Origin of the sequence: Anaerozeibacter quisquiliarum (assembly GCF_051162045.1) — a bacterium.
Lineage (GTDB): Bacteria > Bacillota > Clostridia > Christensenellales > Aristaeellaceae > Anaerozeibacter > Anaerozeibacter quisquiliarum.
Window position 1 is genome coordinate 174962 of record NZ_JBISDI010000001.1, and the last position, 11963, is coordinate 186924.

At 67.6% G+C, this 11963-nt stretch carries 7 protein-coding genes; 3 read left to right on the forward strand and 4 right to left on the reverse strand.

Going from position 1 to position 11963, the window contains the following annotated elements:
- Window positions 1-31 precede the first annotated feature (31 nt).
- The 4 genes from ACH6CV_RS00775 to ACH6CV_RS00790 all read right to left on the reverse strand — a co-directional run bounded on the left by ACH6CV_RS00775 (window position 32) and on the right by ACH6CV_RS00790 (window position 8880).
- Window positions 32-1009: a sensor histidine kinase gene (locus ACH6CV_RS00775; RefSeq protein ID WP_456356243.1), complete on the reverse strand. Its 978-nt coding sequence runs from the start codon at window positions 1007-1009 to the stop codon at window positions 32-34.
- On the reverse strand, window positions 1006-1677 hold the full coding sequence (locus ACH6CV_RS00780; RefSeq protein WP_456356244.1) for a response regulator transcription factor: 672 nt from the start codon (window positions 1675-1677) through the stop codon (window positions 1006-1008). Before ACH6CV_RS00780 ends, ACH6CV_RS00775 begins: the two co-directional genes overlap by 4 nt.
- A gap of 61 nt (window positions 1678-1738) precedes the next feature.
- Complete coding sequence (locus ACH6CV_RS00785; RefSeq protein ID WP_456356245.1) at window positions 1739-8038, reverse strand: Ig-like domain-containing protein; 6300 nt, start codon at window positions 8036-8038, stop codon at window positions 1739-1741.
- A gap of 152 nt (window positions 8039-8190) precedes the next feature.
- Window positions 8191-8880, reverse strand: a complete 690-nt coding sequence (locus tag ACH6CV_RS00790; RefSeq protein WP_456356246.1) for a GTP pyrophosphokinase — start codon at window positions 8878-8880, stop codon at window positions 8191-8193.
- Between the two features lie 132 nt (window positions 8881-9012).
- On the opposite strand from ACH6CV_RS00790, the gene tgt reads away from it, so the two are divergent.
- The 3 genes from tgt to ACH6CV_RS00805 all read left to right on the forward strand — a co-directional run bounded on the left by tgt (window position 9013) and on the right by ACH6CV_RS00805 (window position 11899).
- Entirely contained in the window at window positions 9013-10128 is a 1116-nt protein-coding gene (gene tgt, locus ACH6CV_RS00795) for a tRNA guanosine(34) transglycosylase Tgt (protein ID WP_456356247.1), read from the forward strand.
- A gap of 111 nt (window positions 10129-10239) precedes the next feature.
- Window positions 10240-10629: a preprotein translocase subunit YajC gene (yajC, locus tag ACH6CV_RS00800; protein ID WP_456356248.1), complete on the forward strand. Its 390-nt coding sequence runs from the start codon at window positions 10240-10242 to the stop codon at window positions 10627-10629.
- Window positions 10630-10867: 238 nt separating this feature from the next.
- Entirely contained in the window at window positions 10868-11899 is a 1032-nt protein-coding gene (locus ACH6CV_RS00805; RefSeq protein WP_456356249.1) for a galactose ABC transporter substrate-binding protein, read from the forward strand.
- The last annotated feature ends 64 nt before the right edge of the window (window positions 11900-11963 follow it).

Sequence of the window (11963 nt, forward strand, 5' to 3'; positions counted from 1 at the left end):
ATGCGCGGGCCGCAACCTTACGTTTTTGTCATCATTCCCATTCGACCCGCGCCGTATCGAGGCCGATGGTGACCTTGGTGCCGACGCCGACCGTCGACTCAATCTCGATCGTATGCTTAAGCTGCGTCAGCAGCCGCTTCGATAAATACAGCCCGATGCCGCTCGATTGGCGGCCGGTGCGCCCGGCCAGACCCGTATAGCTGCGCTCGAACACGCGCGGCAGGTCCTCGGGGGCGATGCCGATGCCGGTGTCCTCGATCACCAGCGCGCCGCCTTCGAGGTAGATTTTGACCGCGCCCCTTGGCGTGTACTTGACCGCGTTGGACAGCACCTGCTCGACCGCAAACGACAGCCACTTTTCGTCGGTCACGACCATGCGCTCGACGTTCATCAGTTCCAGCCGGATCTTCCTGCCGATGAACAGCGGCGCGTACCTGCGCGCCGCGCGCTTGACGATCGGCGCGAGCGGATATGCGCGGATCACGAAGTCGGTCGCGTCGCTCGACAGCCGCATGTAGGTCAGCGCCATGTGAGCGTAGTCCTCGATCTTGGTGAGCTCCGCGTCCAACTGGGTTCGGCTCGCCGGCTCGTCGGCCGTCAGCAGCAGCCGCAGCGCCGCGATCGGCGTCTTCACCTGATGCACCCACAGCGTGTAGTAGTCGAGCGCCTGCTGCCGGGCGGTTTCGCCCTCGCTGCACGCGACCTGGAGCCGCGCTTGCAGCGCGCGGCAAACCAACTGTGCGTCGCGCTCGAGTGCATTTCGCGGCTCGGGCAGCGCGTCGAGCCCCAACCCCGCCGCCTTCGCAAGCGCCCGATACTTAAGCCGGCGCTTGCGAAACGCATAGAAATCGAGCGCCGCCGCCGTGACGCCCAGTGCGAGGCACAGCGCGCAAGCGTACCCCACGGCCTCGAGCGGCAGATCATATAAGGAAAACACCGCGGCGAAGATCAACCCGAACGCTAAGAGCAGCGCGATGCTCAGCACGCGCGCGCGCAAATACGCGATCATGGAATGATGTACCCCATTCCTTTCTTGGTCCCGATGAAGTCGTTAAGCCCTATGTCGTTTAGCTTTTTTCTCAACCGCGCCACGTTGACCGTCAGCGTGTTGTCGTCGATGAAGCTGTCGGTCGACCACAGCCGCTGCATGATCTCCTCGCGGCTGGCCAGCTTGCCCGCCTTAAGCATGAGCAGTTCGAGAATGCGGAATTCATTCTTGGTCAGCTCGAGCCGCGCGTCCCCGTAGGACAGCGTGGCATCGGCGAGGTTCAGCGTCGCGCCCCGGTGCGTGCGCGTAGCCGCCGGCTCCGCGAAGTCGTAGGCGCGCCGGATCAGCGCCTGAACCTTCGCCATCAGCAGTTTCAAGTCAAAGGGCTTGGCGATGAAGTCGTCCGCGCCCATGTTCAGCGCCATCAGCACGTTCATGTCGTCAGACGCCGACGACAGGAAGATCACCGGGGCCCTCGACACCTTGCGGATCTCGGCGCACCAGTGGTAGCCGTCGCAGAACGGCAGCGAGATGTCCATCAGCGTAAGGTGCGGCCCGAACGAGCGAAACTCGTCCAGGACGCGCCGGAAGTCGCACGCCGGGCGCGCCTCATACCCCCAGGCCGCCAGCTGCCGCGCGACCACACCCGCGATCGCCGGATCATCCTCGACGATGAAGATTTTGTACAAGCCAACGCGCCTCCCGCAAGTAGTATAGCAGGAAGCGCGCCGGCAGACAAGGATACAATCGCTACCGAACCGTGAGCGTCAGCTTGGCCTTCGCCTTGCCGCCGTCGAGCGCGCGCACGCGGATCGTCGTCTTGCCCTTCTTGCGCGCGGTCACGAGGCCGTGCTCGTCGATCGAAGCGACGAGCGGGCGGCTGCTCGTCCACTCGACGGCCTCGCTCAGCGCATCCGCGTCGATCAGCGCTTGCAGAAAGAGGGTGTCGCCCGGCTTGACCCTGGCCTTCTTGAGCGGCTTGCCCGTGCGGTCGGTGATCTCAATCCGCGTCGCCAGCCCCGCGACCGTCACTTTCACCTCGGCGCGCTTGAGGTTGGACGTATAGGCGTAGACCGTCGCCTTACCCGGCGCGACCGCGCGGATGACGCCCTTGTCGTCGACCGTCGCCACCTCGGGGCGGTTGCTGACGAAGAACAGCTCCGCTTCCACCCCGACCGGCTTTACGCGGATCACCAGCGCGTGGCTCGGGCGCTCGGTCAGGTCGAGCGCCAGTTTTTTCACATCCGCCGATATTTTCCCGGCCAACTCGCCCTTGCCGCGCACCGCAAACTTCACCGCGTAGGTCTCGCCCGGTTCCAAGCGCCGGTCGTTCAGCTCGACCGCCTTTGCAAGGGTCTCGGCGACCGTAAAGCGCAGCTCGGTCTCCCCCGGCCTGAGCGCGACCACACTCGCGCCCTTGATGCGCGCCACCGACGCGTCCTGAACCGTCCACGTGCCGCGGTACCCCTTGAGCTTCGGAAGCGCCATCGCCTTGCCCTTCGCCACGGCCAGCACCGGCAGCTGAAGTCCGGGCGGGCGCTTGTCGGGCGGTTCCGGCGTCGGTTCCGGCTCCCCCTCGACCGCGATGCCAAAACGTGCGCTGAACGGCGTGCCTGCGTCCCGCGCCACCACCTCCGTTTCACCCGGCGTCGCCCCGGTCACCAGTCCCTCCGGATCGACCGTCGCCACCTCGGGCCGCTCGCTGGTCCAGGTCAGCGCCGGGCGGCTGGCGTGCTCGGGCGTCCATACGCACGCGAGCCTCGCCTGCTCGCCGGGTTTCAGCGCGCCGGGCTGACCGACGGGCACGAGCCCGTCGATCGGCACGTATTCGACGATGATCCGGCATTCGGCCTCGAACCCGCCGTCCCCGGTTATGGCGCGGATGCGGGCGACGCCGTCCGACAGGCCGGTCACCGCGCCCCGTTCGTCCACCGACGCGACGTTTGGCGCGTCGCTTCGCCAGGATACCGCGCGGTTGACCGCGTTCTCGGGTTCGAGGAACGCCCGCAGCCGCAGTACGCCGCCGACGCCCACCGAGGCCGCGGCGCGATCGAGCGCAATGCCGGTCACCGCCGTCGGGTTGGGCGTCGGCTCGGGCGTCGGTTCCGGATTCGGCGTAGGTTCGGGCCTGGCGACCTCGACCACCGCCGTTTCGGAATCGACGGCGTCGGCATGCTCGGCGCTCACCCGGCAAAAAAAGCCGTGGCTGCCCGCGGCGAGGCCCGTCGGCAACCGGTATTCGGGCTCGGTCGCGCCCGCAATCGCCTCCCCGCCCGCGCGATGCCACTGGTAGCGCGGCTCGCCCTGCTCGACGCGGGCCGCTACGCGCAGCGCGGCGTCGATCGCGCCCTCGGTCGCCGATAAATTTTGTGGCTGGGCGGTGATCGCCACATGGTTCTTCAGATCGACCGACAGCGTCAGCCGGTCGGCCAGCGCGCCTGCGTGCGCGACGACATCGAGCGGATACATCCGCCCGTCGCGCGGGACGCCCGGCTTCAGCCGCACGGCCCCCTCGGACGTGAACTCGATCAGCGCCGCCCCGGCCCCCTCCGCACGGTATCGAACCTCGCCGCCGATCGCGCCCGGCGGTTCGATGGCGACGCGCAGCGCGGCCGGTTGCCCCGGCTTCACGACTTGAGCATCCGCCGCCAGCGAAAGCCCGGACGCGCGCCAGACCACGGTCAGCCGCACCGCGTCCGACATCCGCCCGTCGGTGGCGGCGCGCACGGAAATCACGGCCTCGCCCGGCGCGTGCGGTCGTACGGTCCCGTCGTCCGACACGCCGGCGACCGCCGGGTCGTCGCTTTCAAAGATCAGTTCGGGCGCAGGCGCGTCCGCGGGCCGGTGCTCCGCCTTCAATTGAAAACCGCCGTCGTCCAAAAAGACCGTGCGCCGGTCGGGCAGCGCGACGCCCGCCTCGTCGGTCAGCTTCAGATTGAACGGGCCCTCCTCCACCAGCAGCGTGATTTGCGCCATCGGCGCCTCGTCCACCCGCGCGCAGACGGTGCCCCGCCCCGGCGCGATCGCGGTCACCTCGCCGCTGAGCGGATCGACCGCCAGCACAAATCTGCCCGGCTCATCGACCGCAAACGTCAGCCGCGCGCCGGTGTTGCGCTCGGGCAGCAGCCGCGCCGACAGCTTGCGCGTTTCGCCCACGCGCATGGGCGGCGCTTCATCGCAGCGCAGCTCGACCGCCGAAACCGGGCTGCGCGCGCAAACCGCCACCCGATATGCCCGGCCGCCCACCGTCACCGCGACCGTACCCGACGACCGGGCCGCGCCGGACAGGTCGGCGCGCGGCGTGAGCGTAAGCACGCAATCCGATCCCTCGATCGACAGGCGCGCGTCGCACAGCGCGGCGGCGGCGTTGTCGAGCGTCGCCCGGACGGGCGAGGGCAGCGCGCGCAGCGTAAGCGTTGCCGGCGGGCCGCCCGCCACCAGGTCCACCCGATCGACCGGGCCGTTCCCATCCACAAAGCCGGACGGCGCGGCGAAGGCGATCACCCGAACCGTCTCGCGCGCGCCGTCCTCAAGCCTCGCCGACACCGTGGCTTCGCCCGGAGCGTGCGCACGCACCCGCCCGTCCCCGTCCACGGTCGCCACCCGTTCGCTATCCGAATCCCAGTAGACCGTCCCGCGCGCCGATTCCGGCAGCAGGTCGGCATGGATTTGTTCAGCCGCGCCCACCGCGACCGGCAAGATCGCGGCGTCGAGGCGCAGCGCGCCGGCCGGCGGGCGGACGGTCAGCGCCATCGGCGCGCTTGCGAGCGTCCCGGCGCGCGCGACGACGCGCGCCTCGCCCAGGCCCACCGCGTACAGCACGCCCGAGCGCTCCTCCACCGCGTCGCCTTCGACCTCATAACTTATTTCAAGCGCATCGGTGTGGTGCTCGGGCGTGAAGACGGGTTCGAGCACCAACGCCTCACCCAACGCGAGCGCCGCGGCCTCCGGCAGCGCGATGCCGGTCGCGTGCGCTTCCACGGCGATCGACAGCGCAAGCACCGCGCCCTCGCAGCTCAGCCGCACCATCTGCACGCCGGGTTTTGAAGCGCGCACGACCAGCGCGCCCGCCTCCTTATCATAGCTGATATCCGCCGCCGTACCCTCCGTATGGATCTGCACGTCGCGCCCCGCCGCGCTGAAAAGCGCACCGCCGGATGAGGCCGACAGCGCGAGGCGACGTTCGGGTTCGCCCAGCGCCAGCCGCAGCGCCCCGCCGTCGGGCGCGCCCTCGACCTTGAGCGCGGTCACCGACGCGGTCGTGCGCACAAGTGTGCACCAGCCGGGCTCCACTTCTTCCAGCCCTTCCACATGGTAGCGCACGCCCAGCGTGCCGCCCGGCGTCCACGACAGCGCCCCGATCGGCAGCCGATGCCCGTCCGCGCCCGGCAGGCCGCGCCAGTTGCCCTCGTCGAAGTATTGCCATACGCCCTTGGGCAGCGCCGCGCCTGCCGGCAGCGCCACCGGCTCCAGCTCGACTTCTTCGGCGTCCCGCGCCACCTGCAGTCTCTCTGGCAGCCAGACGCGCTCGGCGGGCACCGACGCGGTGAGCGTCAGCGAAGCCGTGAGGCCGGCGCGCGGCGCGCGCGCGGTGACGACGGCCCGCCCCGCGCCCAGCGCGCGCACCGACCCCGCCTGATCGACCGACAGCACGCGCGCGTCGCTGCTCGACCAGATCAGCGCTTCGTCCGCGCCCTCGGGTTCGAACGCGGCGCGCAGTTGCCGCTCGGCCCCCACCGGCAGGCTGTCCTCGATTGGTTCGAGGTTCAGTGCCCGCGCCCACGGCCTGACCTCAATCGTGCGCGCGTCGGCAAGACCCCGCGCCCGCACTTCAACCCGATGCTCGCCCGGCTCAAGCGGGCCGGTCCGGTCGCCCGGCAGCGGCGCGCCGTCCAAAAAATACACGGCCTCCGCCCCCGCGCCGGCATGCGCAAGGATCAGCTCGTCGCCCGCGCGCAACCCGGTTCGGGACAGCAGCAACCGCGGTCGGTCGTCCGGCGCTTCGACCGTCACCGCCCGCTCGGCATACACGCCATCCGCCGCCGTGGCGCGGATCACGGCTGCGCCCGGGCGCAGTCCCCATATGCAGCCGCCCGCAACGTGCGCCACCGCCGGGTCGCTGCTCGACCATGTCACCGCCTGCTCGGCCCCGGCCGGCAGCACCTCGGCCCGCCATGAAAGCGGCGCGCCCCCCAGGCCGAGCGAGGTGCCCGCCCCGATGTCGAGCGTCACGGCCGATGCGGCCGGCGGATCCACGAGCACCGTCAGCGTTCCCTCGAGCGATTCGTCGTCCGGGCAATGCGCCCGCACCCGATGCGCGCCGGGAGCCAGCGCGGTGACCCGCGTCCGGTCGAGCGCCAGCGCGCCGTCCGCGACAAAAAACGCCGCCTTTGCCTGCGCGCCGGCGGGCACCGTCCGGCACAGCGGCGCAAGATCAGCCGATTCGCCGATTTCAAGTTCGATCACATTGGGCGAAAACTCGAGCGCGCAGGCCGTCGCCGGCTGTTCGCGCACGGCGAGCATCCGCCGCGCCCGCACCGTCCCGCCCGCGCCGCAGGCGGTGATGACGGCGTACCCCTGCGCGATCGGCGTCACGCATCCGCGTTCGTCCACCGTCGCCACGCCCGGACATAAGCTGCGCCAGATTACCGCCTCGTCGGCATTCCGGGGAAGGCGCGCCAATTCCATTTGCACCGCGCCGCCGCCCGCGACCAGCTCTTCCGGCCCCGACAGCGCGAGCGCCGTCAGCGGTACGCTCGCCGCCTCCACCCGCACGTCGACGTGCGCGCTCAGCGCGTACCGGGGCCAATGAACCGCGATACGCGCCGCGCCCGGCGACAGCGCGCGGATCATGCCCGCCGCGTCGACGCGCGCCACCGACGCCTGGTCGCTCAAAAAAATAAGCGACCGCGCGTCGACGGACGTATCCGCCGCGATTTCAATCATTTGCGCGCCGCCCACGCGCATTGAAGGCGCCGGCACGCGGGCGCGCAGCTCAGTGGGCGCGCGCTCCACGCGCACGGCGCACTCGGCCCGATGCGTCCGCCCATCGGCCTCGGCCTCGGCCACCACGAGCGCCTCGCCCGGCTCCAGGGCCGTCGCCAGCCCGTCGGGCGCAACGCGCAGCACGTCCTGCGCATCCACTGCACGGAATTGCACGCCGCCCTCGGCGGGTGCGCCTTCGAGCGACGCGCGGAAGCGGAACTGCTCGCCCTCGGACAGGGTCAGCCGGGCGCGGTTCAGACACAGCGACGGCCCGCTCCGCGCGACGCGCACCGGCACGCGCTCAGACAGGTCAATCCGCTCGTCGGGCACCCGCAGCCGGACGACCACCTCGGTCTCGCCCTCGCCCACCGCCTCCACAACGCAATCGGGGGCCGCGCCCGAGACGCGGGCCACCGACCGGTCGAGCGCGCCCGCCGTGATGATCGCGCCGTATGCCTCGTCAAGGTACTCGGAACCGATTTCGAGCTTAAGCGGGGCCGCCGCCCGACCGGGCTCACCCAAGTCGAGCTCGATCACATGCGTCTCCGGCGCAAAATCGATCACCGTGACGTACATCTCGAGGTAATAATCGCCGACACAGGCGCGCGGCAACTCCGCCTCCGGTGTGCAGCGGTCCGCGTGAATCACGCCGTTCCCGTCCACGCCGGCCCCTTCAAACCGCAGCGCGTCCGGGTCGGGCCCCGCAAAATCCAGCTGCGCCGCCCAGTCGAACGTGCCCCTCGAGGACAGCGTGACCTCGCCGAGGCGGCTCGAAAACCGAAACACCCGCACGGCGCGCTCCTCCACGGTTCCATCCGGAGCGCGCGCGCTGATCCGCGCCTCGCCCGGCCCCACCGGCGTTACGTAGCCCGCATCATCCACCCGCGCCACGTTCACATCGTCGCTCATATAGCGCAGGCCCGGCCCCTCAAAACCCGCGGGCTTCGAAGCCCGGCCCAGGCACAGCGTCAGCGGCGCCAAGTCGGCCCGAACGCAAACCGGCGCCAAACAAAGCAGCCCGAACAGATAGCAAAGCGATACCCAGCGTAAAACTCGCTTGTCCATCGAGCGCCTCCCTGTCACGGTCGCGCGGGCGGTGTATGTCAAACTGTGTCGAATAATACAATTATATCGGATGCCCGCACGCTAAGCCAGCGCCCAAAGGCAACAAAAAATGCCCGCGGCATCACCGCGAGCATTTTTGGGACCATTCATCGTCACGGCACCGCGAACGTCGCATCCTCGTGCTCAAACAGCGCGTGCATGCGCCGGTCGATGTCGAAAAGGTCGTCGGCACAACGCCTGAGCTCCCGCGCCTCCGCGTCCTCGACCCAGCGGCCCGACTTGTAGCGCAGCTCGTGCTCGAGGCTGGCCCACATATCCATCGCCAGCGAGCGCAACTGCACCTCGACCGGCGCCTTCTCGCAGCGGTCGATCAAGAACACCGGCACCTTGACCACGATGTGGAGGCTCCGGTAGCCGGACGGCTTGGGCTTCTCAATGTAGTCGCTGTACCGGACAAGTTCGATGTCGTCCTGCGCGGTGAGCATCTCGCCCAGGCGGTAGATGTCGCCGATGTGGTTGCACACCACGCGCAGCCCGGCCACGTCCAGGATCTGCTCGCGCAGCGCCTCGATCGTAAACGGCACGCCCTTGCGCCCCATCTTCTCCACAATGCTCTCGGGCGTCTTCATGCGCCGCTCGATGTGGTGAATGGGATTGTGGTCGTGCAGGATTTGAAATTCCTCGTCGAGCACCTCGAGCTTGGTACTCACCTCCCGCATCGCGCCACGATAAAGCGGGGTGATCGCAAGAAACGACTCGATCATCCGAATCGCCTGTTCGTCTATCTGATGAAGTCCCTCAAGCTGGCGGGTATTCCAGCGCATCCGCTTTTCAAGAATCAAGCGCGCATCACCCCTTCCATGCACTTAACACAGAGTATACAGCATTTGCGGGCCACGCGCAAGCAGTTGCGCGCGCGCGCCGACGATGCTATAATGAGGCGCTCTGGAATAGCAATCGCAGGAGGAAGCCCCTTGTTTGAGTTTGAACTTCTACACGTATGCAGGCAGTCGGGCGCGCGGCGCGGGCGGCTGCACACGCCGCACGGCGTGATCGAGACGCCGGTGTTCATGCCGGTGGGCACGCAGGCCTCGGTCAAGACGCTCTCCCCCGACGAATTGGAGGGTCTGGGCGCTTCGATCATCCTGTCGAACACCTACCACCTGCACCTGCGCCCCGGCGAGGACCTGGTCGCCGAGGCGGGAGGCTTGCATAAGTTCATGCGCTGGAACAGGCCGATCCTCACCGATTCGGGCGGGTTCCAGGTGTTTTCGCTCTCGGCGCTGCGCAAGGTGCGCGAGGACGGCGTCACCTTCCGCTCGCACCTGGACGGCTCGAAGCACTTCTTTTCGCCCGAGAGCGCGCTCGCGATCCAGGAGCAGCTGGGCGCGGACATCGTCATGCAGTTCGACGAGTGCTCGGCCTGGCCCTGCGAGCGCGAACAGGCCGACCGCGCCATGCGCCGAACGCTGCGCTGGCTGGAGCGCTCGATAGCGGCCAAGAAACGGCCCGATCAGGCGCTGTTCGGCATCGTGCAGGGCGCGTTCTACGAGGATCTGCGGCGCGAGTGCGCGCGGGAGATGGCGAAGAGCGATCTGCCCGGCTTCGGCATCGGGGGCTTAAGCGTCGGCGAACCCAAGGACATCATGTACCGGATGCTGGACGTCGTGTGCCCGGAACTGCCCGCCGGCAAGCCGCGCTACCTGATGGGCGTGGGCAGCCCCGACTGCCTGGTCGAGGGCGTGTGTCACGGCGTGGACATGTTCGATTGCGTGCTGGCCACGCGCGTCGCGCGCAACGGCACCGTGTTCACCCGCCATGGCCGGCTGGTGGTGCGGGGCGCCCAATACGCGCGCGATTTCGCGCCGATCGAGGAGGACTGCGATTGCTACGCCTGCCGCAACTTCTCGCGCGCCTACATCCGCCACCTGCTCAAGGCCGGCGAGATCCTGGCGCTGAGGCTGTGCTCGATCCACAACCTGCGCTTCCTGACGAAGCTGATGCAGGACGGGCGGCGCGCGATCGAGGAGGACCGCTACCTGGATTTTGCCGAGCAGTTTTACGCGCATAATGGGCGAGGCACTTGGTAGGGCACACAAAAATTTTACATCAAAGCGCGATTCTCGCGGCATTTCCCGGTTGTGTGAGAACGCGTCAGACGGTATAATAAGAAGAATCAATCGTTTGAAGGAGAGAAACGCATGTTGACGAACCTATCCACCTGGCTACTCGAGGCCGCGCCCGCCGCCGCGCCCGCCGCCGACGCCGCGAAACAGGCCGGCGAGACCGGCGGTTTTCTCGGAATGATCCCCCAGCTTGCGATGATGGTAGTCATGGTGGGCGTGTTTTACTTCCTGCTGATCCGGCCCCAGCGCAAGAAGGACAAGGCCGTGAAGGACATGCTGGCCGCAATCAAGGTGGGCGACCGGATCTGCACGATCGGCGGCATCTACGGCACCGTGACAGCACTCAAGGACGACACCGTGACGATCCTGGTGGGCGCGCCCAAGACGCCGATGGTGCTGGCCCGCTGGGCGATCCGCTCGGTCGAGAACGCGCCGCTCGAGAACGACGCCGAACCGCAGGTGTAAGCTGCAGGGCATGATGAGTTCCCCTCTTCGGAGGGGGATTTTTTTATGTGCGATCCCGCCTCTGTCGCCCCGCCCATCGCCCGGTTTGTGAAGTGTTGATATTTTATGATAAAAATTCCCCGCTCCAAACTGTTGATTATGATTGACAATCGCTTTTCATATATTCTATAATGGAAACATCTGCGGATGGTGCGGTTTTGCGCACCGCCCGCAAAAATGACAAGGAGGCATTCCGGTTATGAAGAAATTCCTGGCGATTCTGTTTGTGCTCATCATGGCGCTGTCGGTATTCTCCGTCGCGTCGGCCGAGGAGAAGAAAGAACTGGACATCCGCGGACTGATCTGGAAGTATGACGACACCTACGGCAGCACCGTGCGCGCCGCGATGGAGAAGTACGCCAAGGAAATCGGCGACGAGCTGGGCCTGACGGTCAAGCTCACGATGTACGACGCGGCCGACGACATGGCCAAGCAGGTCGAGCAGGCGACGGCACTGGTCGGCGAGAAGCCGGACTTCGTCATCATCAACCTGGCCGAGGTGGCCTCGGGCCAGCAGCTGGTCGACATGTTCAAGGGCGCGGGCATCCCGTTCCTGTTCTACAACAAGGAGCCCTCGGCCGAGACCGTGCAGTCGGTCGTCGTGGACAGCGGCTCGATCTTCATCGGCACCACGCCGCGCGAGGCGGGCGACATGCAGGGCGAGATCCTGGCCGACATGTACAAGGCCGATCCCTCGATCGACAAGAACGGCGACGGCGTGCTGCAGTACATCATGTTCATGGGCGAGCCCAACAACCCCGAAGCCATCGCGCGCTCGCAGTACTCGGTCGAGACCGCGATCGCGAACGGCCTCAAGATGGAACAGCTGGGCCAGACGCTGGTCTGCAACTGGGACCAGACCCAGGCGCTCGACGCGATGACCTCTACCTGGGCGAGCTTCGGCGATAAGATCGAAGTGGTGTTCGCCAACAACGACATGATGGCGATGGGCGCCGTGGCGGCGCTCCAGCAAGTCGGCTACAACACCGGCATCGACGGCGATCCGCAGGTCGTGGTGATCGGCGTGGACGCGGTGGACTCGGCGCTCGAGTCGATCAAGGACGGCGGCATGACCGCAACCGTGCAGCAGGACGGCGACGCGATGGGCAAGGCCAACATCCGCATCGCGATCAACGGCGCGCTGGGCAAGGCCTGGCTCGACGGCACCGATTATCAGCTGTCCGGCGACAATTACTCGGTCCGTATCCCCTACGCGAAGATCACTGAATAATTCGGTTTTCGCCATGCCCTTACGGTGGGCGGCCTGGGGAAGCGCTTCCCCCGGCCGCCTGTCC

Bases quoted from the DNA above. Each gene is read 5' to 3' on its own strand.
- ACH6CV_RS00775 (WP_456356243.1), bottom strand. From the start codon at position 1,009: ATGATCGCGTATTTGCGCGCGCGCGTGCTGAGCATCGCGCTGCTCTTA.
- ACH6CV_RS00785 (WP_456356245.1), bottom strand. From the start codon at position 8,038: ATGGACAAGCGAGTTTTACGCTGGGTATCGCTTTGCTATCTGTTCGGG.
- yajC (WP_456356248.1), top strand. From the start codon at position 10,240: ATGTTGACGAACCTATCCACCTGGCTACTCGAGGCCGCGCCCGCCGCC.
- ACH6CV_RS00805 (WP_456356249.1), top strand. From the start codon at position 10,868: ATGAAGAAATTCCTGGCGATTCTGTTTGTGCTCATCATGGCGCTGTCG.